Origin of the sequence: Arthrobacter sp. 35W (genome assembly GCF_000482545.1) — a bacterium.
GTDB lineage: Bacteria > Actinomycetota > Actinomycetes > Actinomycetales > Micrococcaceae > Specibacter.
This window is the reverse complement of the sequence record NZ_KI519454.1, coordinates 1,035,588-1,051,301: the sequence shown is the minus strand read 5'-3', so window position 1 is coordinate 1,051,301 and position 15,714 is coordinate 1,035,588. Positions and strand designations below refer to the sequence as shown.

Sequence of the window (15,714 nt, the reverse complement as noted above, 5' to 3'; positions counted from 1 at the left end):
ACACAAAGTCAACAGTCATCGATTGCCCGCTGTACCGCGGGCCCACCAGACTGGTTGTAGATCCGGGACGAGCGCCACGCTCCCGATCAGGCCGCCGGAAACCACGGCATGCCAGCACCCCCTCACCGCAGGCAGGGCACGCCACCGAACCACCGCTTCCCCTCCCGCCCTGTCTGCCCTGCCCGGCACCTGCTGTCGACCCCGCTTCCGACAACACATCCCCGATGGAGACCAAGATGATCAAGCACCACTGCGGCCTCGTCGTGGAAATCACCGCCCATGACCGGGCAACACTCGAAAACGACCTCAACACCGCCGAGGACATTGCCAGGACCCGGGCAATGCAGGAGCGCCGGCACGGCATCCTGGTCACCCAACACAACCACACCACCTACACCGTCGCCGTCAGCCGCGACGTCCCCTACGGAGAAACCCACGAACACCGCGACAAATCAGAGCGCACCCAGGCGGCCGCCCCGGGGTGCGGCTGTTAGTTCAAAATGGCGGTCCTTCCACGGCTCGGTTTGGCGATTTCGGGGTCCTGTGCGCCGGTCCCCCACCGCCGCACCCTCCTGGCCAGTCCCCCGATGCCAAGGATCCACCTACCAATTGGCTTGCTGGATTCGCGTGTGGCCCACCCGCAAATGGTCCCGCTTAGGTCGCCGAGCCGCTGCACGGCACCGATGGCCAAAGGCCACCCGTTTTTCGAGCCTGCCAGCTGTTCCGGGGCTACTGGGGACCTGGCGAGACAGGCCCGCGCCGCCGGCCCCGATGCGGTGCCTCTAGGGAAGGCCCAACCGCACAGCAGCTTAGTTACGGATCCGACCCGATTCAGTTGGACATGCATGCCGCCGCGGAGCCGTTCCCTGATGGGTGGTTCAAAGGGTCAATATCCATCACACCAACGCAGGGAACCAGCCTTAGAGGTGACCCAAGCCTTGGGCGTCCCGGGGAAAGAAACTCACGAAAGTTCCGCCTACCTCATGTCGCCAGCCCTGAATCCCCCGATGAATTAGGTGTAGGACAGAAAACCGGACCGCAGACACCAGGAATCGGGGACTCGCAATGTTCAATATCCAGCGCAACCCACACGCCATGAGCCCGTAGAACTCGGCCAAGAGCCTAGCCAAGTGGACTTCATGTCAACACTTCGGCGGGTTTTGTCCACAGTCAGAGGCCCAAAGGGCCCCTGACCTGCGGAAACACTGTGCCCGAGGTGGGACTCGAACCGGATTCCGGCCCTTGCAAACACTGGGAAATCCAGGAAACATGCCGAATCCGGCCCAGTCCGGCACCGGTACGGACGAGTCCGACGGCGAAGGGTGTGCCCATTGTGCACACCCTTCTTCTGTCTCTTCAAGCAGCGCCAGTCGAGAAGGCCATGGACATCTCGAATGCCAATACTCGTCAAAACCCACCAGTGTCCCCTGCGACAACCATGCTGGCACTGGCCAACAAGATCCACAGGCATCCACGAGAACCGGCTCCCTAAGCCAAGGAGTCAACAAGACCGGGGGCAGCCCCTGTTTCGCCGAAGCCCGGTAGTTTGCATGCACCCTATATGCACCATGTACGCCGGCGCCGGCGTAGCAGACCACAGCGCTTGGACCGGCCTCTATGTATTGGGCTGCGCCCGTTCTACCGGGCTTTCTGTCCTACCCCAGGGATGAGCCATGGGGATGGTCGGGTGCAAGTCGCGCCCGATTGGAATTGGTAGGTTCCAGCCGAAATGGCTGGCTGCCGGGCGCTGTTGAACCCAGGGTGTGGAAGGCGGGGAGGGCGACCAGTGCCCCACGTAGTGACGATGCTTCATCGTCGCCGTGGCCTATCCGCACGTTGCCTGCTTTGGATTCGGCGCCGATATTGGCTCCCTTGATCAATCCATGGAGAAATATTCGGCCTTCAACATCGAGCACTCTGTCGCTTGCCCGGATCGGGGGCGGTCCACGCGGACGGTGTTGTACCGCAACTGCAACACTGTTCGGGGAGACGAGATCGCGGACAAAGCCCTCACCTCGGATCCCCCAGCGAATCGGCGCCTCACCCAAGCTCACCGATGTGGTGGAAACCGCGGCTTTCGGGCGGCCAAGTCTTGACGGGGTCAATCACAGGACCTAGCCTATTGAGATCGATCTCATACCTCTCACGCCACTCCTACTTGAATCAGCCAACGCCCAGTGACATGCGAGACGAAGTGCAACTTCTTCACGGAGATCACCGCTTTGCCGGCTATGGCGGGGCTGAGCCCCGCCATCTTGCTGGGCGGATACCCTCCCTCCCTGCCGGTCGGCAAAACAGCCCAATTATTCCTCATACCCCTGCTCATTCCGAAGCCACAAGACGCTGAAGATGACCTCTAATGATTGGCCGCCGCGCATTGGAATTCCGAGTCGGTGCGCCGTTTGACGTTTCGTAAGGAATTGATCACATGCATATCCGGATGCCCATTGAAGTCTCGGCAACCCTGCTGGCCGCCTTCACCATTTTTATCGGCGGCGCATCACTGAATCTGCCGACGTGGGGGATCTTCTTGGGCTGGGCCGCCATCTCGCTGCCTGGCGGCCCTTCACATTCATCCTTGTCCGCGTTGGGACGGACTCTGCCAGTGGGTGCGGTCTTCGCGCTAGGTACGCTCTGGCTACAGGGATTTCTGGCGTCCACCGCCGGGCCGTCGATTCCAGCTTGGGCACCTGGCCTGGCGGCCATTCTGGTGATGAACCCGGGCATGTTGCTGCTGGGAAGAATCAGGGCACTGTCCCTGGTCCCGGGGATGTTTGTCGGCTTTTCCACGGTGCTGGCAACACACCTTGGACATTTTGGTCCCGTGCCCGGCAGTATTGTTGCCGCTTTCCTATGCGGTCTGGGAATGAACCTGCTGGGACTCGGATTTGCTTGTGCAGCCAAGGCAATGTCGCCCGCACAGCCGCCGGGGCAAAGCCGGCAGGGGACCAGCCTGACCACAGCGAGCTTGGCGACCCCGGGGAACTGTTGGGGCGCAGACACTGACGCGTCTCCCACAACCCCAAATACTCTTTGAGCCGGCATCGGCTTCCATCGCTGGGCCCCGGCACCGGCGATTCGGGCATTCTCGATCCTGCCAGGTTCCGGGATGCGCTTCCTCGGGTCCAGCAGGTGGATGCGGCAACTTGCACACCACCCTTCCATGGGATGTCAGCAAGCCTGTCTTTCCGGAGAGCCGCCGATCTCGCTTGAATTCTTCATGTCCTCCATCTCGGCCCGAAACCCTGGCCCTCATCTCCCCGCTGGACGGATTTGATCTATTTCCGATCCATAGAACCCGTCAGCCCGCCGTCGCGGCGACCCCCTCGCCAGCTGGTCATGACCTTACGGAGTGCACTGGCGTGGTCATCGAAATTAGGCGGCGTGGACCCGGGCACCACACGACTCAGATTTGGTTGGAGGATCAAATCCGGACCGATTCGCATCAACACCCCTTCAACGCACCGCCCATGTCCAAGGAGTATGAGTCAGTCCTTGTTCGTTGCCAGCGTCGCGAACCGGGAGTCGGTCGACGTCAGCGCCCCAGAACGGCCCTGACGGTTTGCATCAATGGGTTCAGGTCCGCGACCAACTCTCCCCATCGACTCAGGCCGGAGCGGCGCAGCCTCCAACCGCATTTGCGGACTCGGCCATCCGCAACCAAAATACACTCAAGACTATTGACGGGATCGATCTCAACATCTATGTTTATGAGATCGATCTCACACTCCAGGTTCTGACCATTGGTTTTGATATGGGATCGATCCTATTCTTGAGTGACTCAATGAGGAGCAGCATGAACGCCCAAAACCTTCAGTCCCGTCAGGCCGTGGCCACCAAGCCACCGACGACGCCCTGGACAGCAGCCATGGCAAGCATGGTCGGATCCGTTCTGGAGTACTACGACTTCTTTGTGTATGGCCCCATGGCAGCTTTGGTCTTCGGCGCCATCTTCTTCCCCACCGGCGATCCGGCGTTGGCCACCCTGCTCGCATTGAGCACCTTCGCCGTGGGATTTGTTGCACGGCCCCTGGGCGGAATCGTCATCGGGCACATGGGCGACAAGTTCGGCCGCAAGCGGATGCTGATGCTGACCTTCTTCCTCACCGGCGGCGTAACCGTCGGAATCGGCTGCCTCCCGACCTTCAACCAGGTGGGCGTCTGGGCACCAATCCTGCTGGTGCTCCTGCGTTTCATCCAGGGATTTGGCCTGGGCGGCGAGTGGGGTGGAGCGGCGTTACTCGCCGTCGAACACGCGCCCGAGAGCAAGCGTGGATTCTTCGGCAGCCTCGTCCAGGCCGGCGCACCAATCGGCGTCATCCTCTCCAGTGGAGTCGTCGCCATCATCACGGGCACCATGTCCAAAGCAGACCTGTTGGCCTGGGGGTGGCGCATTCCCTTCCTGATCAGCATCCTACTGGTGGTTTTCGGACTCATCCTGCGTGTCCGCCTGACGGAAACTCCCGACTTCGAAAAGGCAGTGGCCTCCGCGCCAGCCAAGACCAAACTCCCGCTGACAGTGGCACTGCGCCAGTATCCGAAGCAGATTCTGGCCATGATCGGCCTCCATGTCTCCGATACCACCCTCGGTTTTATCCAGGGTGTCTTCATCCTCGGATTCGCCACGGTGACTCTGGGCATCAGCCCGACGGTGGCACTCATCGCGAACATTGCCGCGTCGCTGGCGAACCTCATCATGACCCCGCTCGCCGGATTGATCTCGGACCGCATCGGTTCCCGTCCGGTCCTGGTCACGGCCACCGCGGTGCTGGCTCTCTGGGCATTCCCGATGTTTTGGCTGATGGAGACGAAGAGCGTCACGGCCTTGTTCGTCGTCATGGTCTGCAACGGCATGATCGTCGGCACCCTCTTTAGCCAGCAGGCCACGCTGTTCGCAGCAGTACTGGAGCCCAAGGTGCGCTACACCGGAATGTCGGTTGGCTTCCAGGTTGCGACGGTCATCGGCGGCGGCTTCGGCCCACTCATCGCCCAGGCGCTGCAGAACTCCGCTGGAGGAGCGACCTGGTCGATCTCCACATATTTGGTCATCGTGGCCATCATCGCCCTGGTCAGTGCCATCTACCTGACCTCCCGCCAGGCCTCCCTGCGGGCACGAACCTTTAGCACTACAGAAAGCTGATTGTTGTGAATACAGACGCCCATGATTTCCAGGGCACCATCGGCACCACCGTCGCAGAATCCCAGCCGTGGTGGCCCACCGCACCGGCCGACTTGGCCGGGAAGCCCAACGTTGTCATGGTGATACTGGACGACACCGGGTGGTCGGACTTTGGCTGCTTCGGCTCCGAGATCAATACACCCGCCATCGATTCACTGGCCCAAACCGGGCTAAGGTACAACAACTTCCATGTCACCCCCCTCTGCTCCCCCACCCGGGCCAGCCTGCTGACAGGCCGAAACCACCACTCGGTGGGCATGCGGTTCCTTGCCGACGCCGACACGGGATTCCCCAATTCCCGCGGCGCCATCCGCCCCGACGTAGCGATGCTGCCGCAAATCCTGCGCAACGAAGGCTACGGCACCTACCTCGCTGGGAAGTGGCACTTGGCCCCGCTGCACGAGATCACTCCCGCCGGCCCGTTCCAGAATTGGCCGCTGAGCCGAGGATTCGACAAGTACTACGGGTTCATGGATGGGTGCACAGACCAATACGCACCCGAGCTCATCCAGGACAATCACTCGGTCACCCCGCCATCCACCCCGGGCTACCACCTCAGCGAGGATCTGGCGGACCACGCAACAACCTTCATCAAGGACCACGTCACCTACCGCCCCAACGCACCGTTCTACCTCCAGCTCGCACTGGGCGCCACACACGCCCCGTTCCAGGCTCCGCGGGAGTACATCGAAAAGTACCTGCCGGTCTTTGCCAAGGGCTGGGACACCACCCGGGCAGAGCGTCTGGAACGGCAGAAGGCACTGGGCCTCGTCCCGGCCGACACGATCCTGACGGAGCCAAGCGACAGCGTTCGCCGCTGGGACGAGCTCAGCGCCGACGAGCGCGAGGTCTTCACCCACCTCCAGGCCGCCTTTGCCGGTTTCCTGGAACACGCCGACGCCCAAATCGGCCGCCTGCTGGAGACTCTGGAGACCCTGGGCCTGAAGGAAAACACCATTGTGCTGGTCATGTCGGACAACGGCGCCTCGCGGGAGGGCGGTCCGACCGGCGACGTCGACTGCAACGCACCCTACTCGGGCATCCATCGCCCCGCCGCCGAGCAGCTCGAACTGCTGCCCGACCTAGGCACCGCCATGGGGCCCGCCCACTACCCGGAGGGCTGGGCCATGGCAGGAAACACACCGTTCCGCCGGTACAAGCAATTTGTAGACCTCGGCGGCGTCCGCTCCCCCCTAGTCGTTTCCTGGCCCGCCGGAATTAAGGAAGGCGGTGGTGTGCGCAACCAGTTCGTCCACGCAATCGACATCACCCCCACGTTGCTGGACCTCGCCGGGATCGAAATGCCCGACGACGTCGACGGCGCCAGCCTGCGCGACTCTCTGTCCGATGCCGCCGCACCGGCCCGCCGCGACACCCAGTTCTGGGAAATGCTGGGTCACCGGGCCATTTGGCACAAGGGATGGAAGGCCGTGACGGAACACGTCAGCGGAGAGTCCTTCGATACTGACAAGTGGCGCCTTTACAACGGCACGGTGGACTTTTCCGAGTCCATCGACATGGCCGGGGACTTCCCGGAAAAGGTAGAGAATTTGAAGGCCATGTGGTGGAGCCAGGCGCACAGCGTCGGGGCCTTCCCCTTGGATGACCGGACCCTCTACGAGTTGCTGACAGCGCGCGGTCCGTCGGGCCTCATCAACCGGAAGGAGATCGTACTCCGCCCGGGGCAGAGCCATGTCCCTTTCGCCAGCGCAATCGCCGGCAGCGACCGATCCATGGAGGTCAGCGCTTATCTAACCGGATTCAAATCCGGAACCGAGGGTGCACTGTTGTCCAGCGGAAACGTCCGGGGCGGCTATGCCCTTTACATCCGCAACGGGACGGCAACCTTTGAGCACAACCATCTGGGTACCAGGGTGGTGCTCAAAGCCGATGCCCCCGTCCCTGAAGGCGATGCGACAGTGGGCTTCAGGCTCACCCGGCAAGAAGGGAGGGTGGCCATCGTCGAGCTTGTCCAGCAGGGAACCGTCACGGGACGGGCCGTTGTGCCGCAGGTCTCCGGCCATCTGTCCTTCTGGGGCATGGATGTCGGTGCCGACCCCGTAAGCACCGTCTCGCCGGACTACGTGGCCCCCTTTGCGATGGCCGGCAGCATCTTGGACCGTGTCGTGCTTCGCTTCGATGCCGGACCCGATCTGGAAGACCTGGCGGATCTGATGGCCTCCACGGAGTAGGCGTGCGTAGGCCGGGCACCGGGTGGCAACCTCAGGGTGCGCCGCCCGGTGCATTGGCTGTGGGACGGGGATAGTCGATACGATCAGGAGTTATGGCAACAGATCATCAGGGCCCCGCGACCATGCTGGACGTCGCGGCTCATGCAGGAGTCTCACGGGCCACCGTGTCCAGGGTGTTTACGGCTCCGGAATCGGTAGCCGCTGCCACATTGGAGCGGGTATTGAAAGCCGTTGAGGACCTTTCCTACAGTCCCAATGCCGCCGCGCGGAGCCTGCGCAGCGGACGTTCGAACACGGTTGCGCTCCTGGTTGGCGACATTTCCCAACCGTTCCACAGCCAATTGGCCAAATCAGTGGCCCATGTTGCCGAGGATCGCGGCTACAGCCTGCTGCTTTGCGACCTCGACCACAGCATGGACAGGCTCCAGCGGCTCCTGACTGTGCTGCCACTGCAGGGCGTCGATGGCATCATGCTGGCCACCGGCGATGCCATCGAAACACCTGGAATACGGGCTGCCATCGATGCTGCCGAGGCCAAGGGCACCCGCGTCCTGCTGGGCTCGGCCCAGCCAGACTCGTCAATGGCACTCACTGTCAGCCCCCCTTTTGAGGAGATTGGCTATCTCGCCACGAAACACCTGCTGGCTCAGGAGCGGTGGCCTGTGGCCCTGCTCAGCGGGTTCAAGGGCTCCGTGGTCTCCACTTTGCTGCGAGCCGGTTATCTGAGAGCTTGCTTGGAAGCTGGCCACAGCGAAAAAGAAACGATGGTGCTCGATGCCGGCTTCAACAGCACGTCGGCCCAGCGCGAGACGGCAAAGCTGTTGGACGGTGCAGCCATGCCGCGGGGAATCGTCGCGGCAAACATACCGATTGCCCTCGGCGCCATCTCTGCCTTGGCGGACAGGAGTCTGAGCGTTCCGGACATGGTGGCCCTGGTGGCATGCGAGGAAGTGCAGCTTGCGGAGCAGCTAAGGCCTGGCCTGACCACCGCAGGAACCGACATCGGCGTCCAGGGCGAGGCCATGGCATTGGCCCTGATCGATGCGATCGAGGGTCAAGCCGCCACCGCACGCGCGCTGGTGCCGCACCTGACGGTACGGGAGTCCTCCGCGTTGTCGTAAAGCGGATTCCGTTGGCGATCTCTGGTTGCCCGAGCGCCTGCATGCCCGGTGACCTCAGGCCCGCAGTGGGGCGAACGTAGCTTCAAATCCATACAGACTTGGAGTCGTGTTCGGCGTGGCCTGGATGGGGGCGAAGGCAGCGTCCGATTCTTCAACGAGCGTTTCCGATTTTGGAGCCGTCCTCAGCAGCTGGAACGTTTCGCTCCCGTCAATCAGGCCATCGTAGTCGCGGAACCACCGGCCTTCCGAGTACCACCATGTCGATTATGGCTCCAAGAAGTCCTGAGCCCTTGACATTCATGAGATCGATCTCATAGCTTGTTCTTACTGCTTGAATCAAGTTTCCCTGAAAGCTGGATTCGATCTTCCCTCGGAGTTCCAAGGCCTACCGGTCCTCCTTCGCAGGCGACTGGCGAAGCCCACGTTCATGCTGACAGCGCCCCTGTCCGACATTGACCGCGAGTCCACACCGGCGTTGCTAACCGGCCCCGAGATGTTTGGACTGCCAGCAGACATTGCCCCAAAACATACGTTAGGAAACCGCCTCTCATGATTAATAGCCTCAACGTCATCGACATCATCCGCCAAAAGCGTGACGGCGGCACACTGGACGACGAGCAGATCAACTGGGCCATCGACGCATACACCCGTGGGGTGGTGGGGGATGAACAATTCGCAGCCCTGTCCATGGCGATCTTCTTCAGGGGCATGGACCGCCGAGAGATAGCCACGTGGACCCAGGCCATGATTGAATCCGGCGAGCGGATGGATTTCTCTGGTTTGTCGCGTCGAACTGTGGACAAGCACTCCACAGGCGGTGTTGGAGACAAAATAACTTTGCCACTGGCACCGTTGGTCGCGTCATTCGGCGTGGCAGTGCCCCAGCTCTCTGGCCGAGGTTTGGGCCACACTGGAGGGACCCTCGACAAGCTAGAGGCGATTCCCGGATGGAAGCCGGATTTGAGCACCCGCGACATCCTATCCATCCTCGACGACGTCGGCGCCGTGGTCTGCGCCCCCGGTGCCGGTCTGGTCCCAGCCGACCGGAAGCTGTATGCGCTGCGCGACATTACCGGAACCGTCGATTCCATTCCACTGATTGCCTCCTCGATCATGAGCAAGAAGATTGCCGAAGGCACGTCCGCTCTTGTCCTAGACGTCAAGGTCGGCTCGGGTGCTTTCATGAAGAACCAGGACCAGGCCAGAGAATTGGCCTCAACCATGGTCGATCTGGGAGAAGACTCCGGCGTCAGGACGATCGCATTGTTGACTGCGATGGATGTTCCCCTGGGGCTGACAGTCGGGAACGCCCTTGAGATCCGTGAAACGCTCGAGATCCTCGAAGGCGGCGGTCCCCACGACGTTGTCGAACTCACCCTAACTTTGGCCAGGGAAATGCTCGCACTTGCAGGGCGGCCGCACGAGGACGTGGACGCAGCATTGAAGAACGGCAAAGCCATGGACCATTGGCGCCGGATGATCGAGGCCCAGGGCGGAGACCCGGACGCCGCCCTTCCGGTTGCCAAGCATTCCGAAGATGTCACTGCTGACACCGACGGCATCTTGACCACGATGGATGCCCTGACTGTGGGCGTCGCCAGTTGGCGCCTCGGCGCCGGGCGCGCTCGCAAGGAAGATCAGGTTCAAGCTGCCGCGGGCATTGAAATCCATGCCAAGCCCGGACAACGAGTCCGCAAGGGCCAGAAGATCCTGACATTGCACACCGACACCCCTGAGCTCATCCCCCAGGCCCGCCAAGCACTGTCCACCGGCCTCATAGTGGACGGTGCAGCCGCAGAGGGAACCGGCGCCACAGGCAGCGTCGTACTTGAGCGGATCTCACGCTAGACCCCCACCCCCACCTGCCTCCCCACCCCCCCATTGTTTACTTCCAGGAAAGAAGCACCAGCTCATGACGTCCCGCAATGCACTAGCCAAAATGATCGACCACACCATCCTGAAGGCCGACACCACCGAGAGCCAAGTTGCCGTACATATTTCGGAAGCCTCAAATTTGGGTGCCTACGCCGTCTGTGTTTCACCCAGCTTTCTGCCTTTGGAAGCTCCCAAGGGAGTTAAGGTAGCCGTGGTCTGCGGCTTCCCCTCCGGTGCACACCGTCCCGAGGTCAAGGCAGCCGAAGCTGCGCATGCTGCTGCCCACGGTGCCGATGAGATAGACATGGTCATCAACCTTGCGTTTGCCCTCGCTGGCCAATACCGCGAAGTTGAAACAGAGATCCGAGCCGTCCGCGAAGCCGCTCCGGCACCTGTGGTGCTCAAGGTCATCATCGAATCAGCCATTCTGGACGATGACCAGATCGTCGCGCTGTGTCAGGCCTCCGAACGAGCCGGCGCTGACTTCGTCAAGACCTCAACGGGATTCCACCCTGCCGGTGGCGCATCAGTGCATGCCGTCAGGCTCATGCACCAGACAGTTGGCGGACGCCTCGGAGTGAAGGCCTCCGGTGGGATCCGCGATACAGCCACAGCGCTGGAAATGATCGGGGCCGGCGCCACGCGGCTCGGGCTATCGGCATCTGAAGCGGTCCTCGCCGGGCTTGAGAACTAGCGCATGGACTCGCCCATCCAAACGTGGAACACCGCCCACGAGACCCCACCAGAGGGTGTAGCCGCTGACTCCGCCGCACTCATGGCCGGGGTTAGGGACTGGATTCTCCACGATCCAGACCAGACGACGCGGAATGAGCTGCAGTCCCTGGTAGACCGATCGTCCGGGGATGGATTGGGGGCCAGCAAGGCATTCACGGAGTTGGAAAACCGCTTCGCCGTTCCATTACAGTTCGGAACCGCGGGCTTGCGCGCAGCGCTCGGTGGCGGTCCATCCCGTATGAACAGGGCTGTTGTCATTCGCACTACTGCAGGACTGTCAAGGTATCTTCGGGACCAGTTGGGCGAAGGCTTCCATGTTGTCATCGGCTTCGATGCCCGCCACGGGTCCGCCCAGTTTGCCCGCGATGCAGCGGCGGTGGTCGTCGCGGCTGGCGGCCAGGCGAGCCTGATGGACTCCGCCATGCCCACACCTGTGCTTTCGTTTGCAGTCCGTCACCTCGATGCCGACGCCGGCGTCATGGTCACCGCCTCACACAACCCGGCCCGGGACAACGGCTACAAGGTCTACCTCGGCGGCCGCATTGCATCTGAATCAGGGAAGGGCGTGCAGATCATCGCCCCCGCGGACCGGGAAATCTCGGCCCGGGTGTCGACCGCGCCGCCGGCTGATCTTGTTCCCTACGACGCGGCTGGAGTCGTCGTCATAGGGCCAGAAATGAGGGCCGCCTACCTGAAGCGACTCGCCGTCACGTCTCGACCCGTACCGACGAGCCCAATGCGAATCGTCGTAACCCCGCTGCATGGCGTGGGCGGCTCCTTATGTCAACATGCCCTGAACCAGGCCGGATTCGCGAATATTTGCCTGGTGCCAGAACAGGCCGATCCCGACCCCGATTTCCCCACCGTCCCCTTCCCCAACCCTGAGGAACAAGGCTCGCTTGATATGGCCACGGACTTAGCACGGGCCGTCGACGCGGAGCTGCTTATCGCCATTGACCCAGACGCCGATCGCTGCTCGATCGCTGTCCCGGAGCCCACAAGCCCCGGCGAGTGGCGCCAGCTCACCGGCGATGAAGTCGGTGCACTGCTGGGGGAATTCATCGCCGGCAGGGATGGACACACTGCCGGTGCAACGATGGCAAACTCCATTGTGTCGTCACGACTGCTGTCAAAAATCGCAGAGTTCCACGGTTTGCAGCATGTCATCACCCTTACCGGGTTCAAATGGATCGCCCGCACTGAGAACCTCATCTTCGGCTATGAAGAAGCTCTGGGATATTGCACGGATCCCGCCGCGGTAAGAGATAAGGACGGTATCTCCGCTGCTGTCCTTATTGCGCTGATGGCCGACAGTCTCCGCAGAGAGGGTCGCACCATATTGGATGTATTGGATGACCTGGCCCGCCGGCATGGTCTACACGCCACCCGCCAGTTGTCATTCCATACCGAGGAGCGGGACCAGGCTCGCAGGGCATTCGAGAAATTCATGGCAAGTCCTCCGACGGTCCTAGCCGGTTCCCCTGTGAGGTCCGTTACAGACCTTTCGCATGGCCAACCTGAGCTTCCGCCGAGTGAGGGATTGATTCTTCTAACCAATGACAACGACCGAATAATTGTTCGACCGTCGGGAACCGAGCCGAAGCTCAAGTGCTATCTCGAGACAATCGCGCCAGTCAGTAGTGCTAGTCCTATTCCCACCGAATTGGTCCAACTACGTCTCGACGAACTGGCTCGTGACATGAGGGCGCTAATCGATCTATAGGCAGCGTCAAACGACACTACTGCCCAACGGCCATATCCAACTTCTTGGCGCGACAAGGTAGCGAGACAGTTTTGCACTGACACCAGAGGCCACGTGTCATTGTTCTCGAAGATATCCGTCTGGAGTGTCTCTTATGTGGCGTAGGCGGGTGGTACCTCATATCCCGTAGCCCACGGGAGCAGATTTGGTGCGGGGTGCGGCCCATCGGATAGCCAGTCGTTGCTGATCTCGGTGGCCTTGGCGGCGTGCAGAACGAGCTGGGCAGCGAGAGCCGAGCCGGTGATTTTTGCGTAAGCGAGCGCAGTTTCGCCGACGGTCTCGGTGTGTTCGAGAAGCGGCAGCAAATGTGCAGAGGTGACGTTGCTAAGCTCACCGACGCGTTCGCCATTGAGCCGGACTTCGACAAATGGACGCTCAGTCCCGTTCTTAAGAGCGTGGATCGCCTTGTGGAGGCTTACTAGCAGTAGGCCGACCCCATCCGGCGGCACGTGGTTGAAGAGGATGTCGAAATGGTTCTCTTCCTTGAGGACTTGTATCGCGGATCCCCACGGTACAAGAGTGGTGACGCCGGTCGGGGCCTCATTGAGCGGCGCGATCAGACCTGGCTCGGGCAGTGCGACGGTCACCCGTGTTTGAAGCCGATTGCCGCCATCGAACGCCCAGATGCGAGCCGTCGTAGCCGCAGTGAGCCCACTCGCAAGAATTCTCCTGACAGGTTGCGCGTAGCGGATGGCGTCTTCGCGACTGAGATAGCCGAGAACAAGGTTCCGCCAACGAACGCTTATGGCATTCAAGTCATACGGGTTGTCCGGCTCGGGCGTGAGTTCCACCTGGAGGCCTTCAACTTCACTGTCGCTCCGTACCGCGATCGGTGCACCGCTGCCGCGCAGGGCGGCCCTAATCGCCTGCTCGTAGGCGTGCTCGCCCACGACCTCGACGTTCGGCCATTCCGAACGGCCGAGCGACATACGGTACAGCTCCCGGCTTGTGGACAGGGGCGGAGTGACTGCCGAAATTGGTTCGGCACCCTCGAAGGCAACCCGCTGCAGCGCGGCGTTGCCCTCCTCTGCCTCAATCTGGACATCTGGGACTTCGATTCGTTGGACGGCTCGATCTGGAATCGGTGCCCAAGTGGCGTCCTCCCACGCCTGCCGGTCACGGCGCCGCTTCCGCAAGAAGAACATCAACCCAACAATTCCCGCAGCCAGAAGGAATCCTGCGGGCGAGGATACGGTGGCAATCAGCACGATCAACCCGAACAAGGTCCACTGGGTAATCGCACCAGCCTTTTCTACCCCGGGAACGCCGCGGCCGCCAGCGGTCAGCTTCGCCGGACTCTGGCCCACACACTGCAAGACGCGCGCCGCCTGTCCCAATGTTAGGTGCATCAGACTCGGACGCTTTCCCGTTGCGCGTGCGACGGCCGCGCGAACGAAGTTGCGCTGAAACTTCGATGTCACGGCCGTCCCATCAGATACGAGAAGCTGCCGCCATGTCTCGTCGCTGATGATCTGACGCGCACCTTCGCGGCGGGTCTGTTGAGACGCCTGGGCAGTTGGCCGCCGTGTCGAGCGGCGGCTCGAGCTGGTGGTCACATGGGAAACGCCGGTTCCGGGGATCCTCACTGTGCTCGTTGTACGGCCCCTCGTTGACTTCGTAACTCGAAATGGGCCTGCCCCGATGCTCGCACTCATCCCGCGCTTCGACGCGGTAATCCTCACAGGCCCGAAGCTTTTCGACTTGCGATAGCGGAACCCCAACTCGCACCCCCAATGAATAGGCAATCAACTGTAAAGAATCGTCCTGGTACGAGTGATTCTAAGCCTCAGTGATTCACGAAAGGGAACGCGTCCCGCCAAAAATAGGGAGGCAGTCTCATCACCCCTCCTTTGTCCGTTTGAGCCGTCCCAGGAATCGTGCCGCCATTATGTTGGTGAGGATCCGCTGGAAGCGCTCTGATCCTCCACTGATTGGCGGCCGTCGGCTCATCGAATCGACTTGGAATTGGCCGAAGACGTCAACGCCGCCACAACCCAGCGGCGCCTCCACGCCAAGGCACAAAGGCCTGTGGGATTCCTGTGAGATCCAGACCCCAACTGGATGAGTAGGGTTTTGGGAACCAGAACAACACGCCGCATCACGCAAAGTTCCCTATCCTACCGAGCCGATGGTCAGAAACCATGATGCTGACCTGGCAATGCGTCACGAATGGGCAAAATGCCCAGGATGGGCATGATTGGAAGCACCCAAAACCCAACGTTCTCAACATCTGCGTAATTCACAGCCCGATGCCCAGTAGTGGGTGGGCTCACCGGCGATCTCAAAACTTGCTTGGCAACGTCATGTCGCCGGCAGGCGTTTCACCGATGAACGAATGTAGGACACAGATCCAGACCACAAGTACCAGGAATCGAGGACTCGCAATGGTCAGCAGCCAGCGCAACCCACACGCCATGGGCCCGTAGATTCGGGGCCAACTGGCCGCGCCAAGTGCACGTCGTATGCACAGATTGGCGGGTTTTGTCCACAGTCAGAGGCCCAAAGGGCCCCTGACCTGCGGAAACACTGTGCCCGAGGTGGGACTCGAACCGGTTTCCAATCCTTGCAAACACTGGGCAGTTGAGGAAACATGCCGAATCCGGGCCAGTCCGGCACCAGTACGAACGAGTCAGAGGGCAAAGGGTGTGGACATTGTCCACACCCTCACCTTTGTCCTCCGAGCTCCGTCCAATTCGGCAGGAAGCAAGGATGAGGCGCTCATTGGCAACGGAGCGGGAAAGTACGCAATTGTGGTCGACTGTGCCCTCGACGCAGCGGCGGCGCCTGGGAGTGCTTGGTAGGGGTGGGGCTTTTGTTCCCGCCAGTGATGAACGCCCGGATCTTGCACAT

At 61.5% G+C, this 15,714-nt stretch carries 9 protein-coding genes and 1 pseudogene; 8 read left to right on the top strand and 2 right to left on the bottom strand.

Annotated features, from left to right (window positions below; genetic code table 11):
- The first annotated feature begins 224 nt into the window (after window positions 1-224).
- The 8 genes from K254_RS21740 (at window position 225) to K254_RS0104420 (ending at window position 12,825) form a co-directional block, all read left to right on the top strand.
- On the top strand, window positions 225-494 hold the full coding sequence (locus K254_RS21740; protein ID WP_155848451.1) for a hypothetical protein: 270 nt from the start codon (window positions 225-227) through the stop codon (window positions 492-494).
- Window positions 495-2,440: 1,946 nt separating this feature from the next.
- Window positions 2,441-3,037, top strand: coding sequence for a DUF1097 domain-containing protein (locus tag K254_RS25205; protein WP_196810867.1), 597 nt, complete (start codon window positions 2,441-2,443; stop codon window positions 3,035-3,037).
- Between the two features lie 759 nt (window positions 3,038-3,796).
- Window positions 3,797-5,140 (top strand): MFS transporter, encoded by a 1,344-nt coding sequence (locus K254_RS0104445; protein ID WP_051388814.1) that lies wholly within the window; start codon window positions 3,797-3,799, stop codon window positions 5,138-5,140.
- A gap of 5 nt (window positions 5,141-5,145) precedes the next feature.
- Window positions 5,146-7,371 (top strand): arylsulfatase, encoded by a 2,226-nt coding sequence (locus tag K254_RS21735; protein WP_035748988.1) that lies wholly within the window; start codon window positions 5,146-5,148, stop codon window positions 7,369-7,371.
- A 92-nt stretch (window positions 7,372-7,463) separates the two neighbouring features.
- Window positions 7,464-8,492, top strand: coding sequence for a LacI family DNA-binding transcriptional regulator (locus K254_RS0104435; protein WP_081709886.1), 1,029 nt, complete (start codon window positions 7,464-7,466; stop codon window positions 8,490-8,492).
- A gap of 549 nt (window positions 8,493-9,041) precedes the next feature.
- Complete coding sequence (locus K254_RS0104430; RefSeq protein ID WP_026554353.1) at window positions 9,042-10,340, top strand: thymidine phosphorylase; 1,299 nt, start codon at window positions 9,042-9,044, stop codon at window positions 10,338-10,340.
- A gap of 64 nt (window positions 10,341-10,404) precedes the next feature.
- Window positions 10,405-11,061, top strand: a complete 657-nt coding sequence (gene deoC / locus K254_RS0104425; protein ID WP_026554352.1) for a deoxyribose-phosphate aldolase — start codon at window positions 10,405-10,407, stop codon at window positions 11,059-11,061.
- A gap of 3 nt (window positions 11,062-11,064) precedes the next feature.
- Window positions 11,065-12,825, top strand: coding sequence for a phospho-sugar mutase (locus tag K254_RS0104420; protein ID WP_081709885.1), 1,761 nt, complete (start codon window positions 11,065-11,067; stop codon window positions 12,823-12,825).
- 131 nt (window positions 12,826-12,956) lie between these two features.
- Here K254_RS0104420 and K254_RS24740 read toward each other — a convergent pair whose 3' ends face one another.
- Window positions 12,957-14,420: an HIRAN domain-containing protein gene (locus tag K254_RS24740; protein ID WP_231391742.1), complete on the bottom strand. Its 1,464-nt coding sequence runs from the start codon at window positions 14,418-14,420 to the stop codon at window positions 12,957-12,959.
- Window positions 14,421-14,435: 15 nt separating this feature from the next.
- A pseudogene (locus K254_RS26410) lies at window positions 14,436-14,585 on the bottom strand (DUF4236 domain-containing protein); the annotation flags it as partial.
- Window positions 14,586-15,714 lie beyond the last annotated feature (1,129 nt).

Bases quoted from the DNA above. Each gene is read 5' to 3' on its own strand.
- K254_RS21740 (WP_155848451.1), top strand. From the start codon at position 225: ATGGAGACCAAGATGATCAAGCACCACTGCGGCCTCGTCGTGGAAATC.
- K254_RS25205 (WP_196810867.1), top strand. From the start codon at position 2,441: ATGCCCATTGAAGTCTCGGCAACCCTGCTGGCCGCCTTCACCATTTTT.
- K254_RS0104445 (WP_051388814.1), top strand. From the start codon at position 3,797: ATGAACGCCCAAAACCTTCAGTCCCGTCAGGCCGTGGCCACCAAGCCA.
- K254_RS0104430 (WP_026554353.1), top strand. From the start codon at position 9,042: ATGATTAATAGCCTCAACGTCATCGACATCATCCGCCAAAAGCGTGAC.
- deoC (WP_026554352.1), top strand. From the start codon at position 10,405: ATGACGTCCCGCAATGCACTAGCCAAAATGATCGACCACACCATCCTG.
- K254_RS0104420 (WP_081709885.1), top strand. From the start codon at position 11,065: ATGGACTCGCCCATCCAAACGTGGAACACCGCCCACGAGACCCCACCA.
- K254_RS0104435 (WP_081709886.1), top strand. From the start codon at position 7,464: ATGGCAACAGATCATCAGGGCCCCGCGACCATGCTGGACGTCGCGGCT.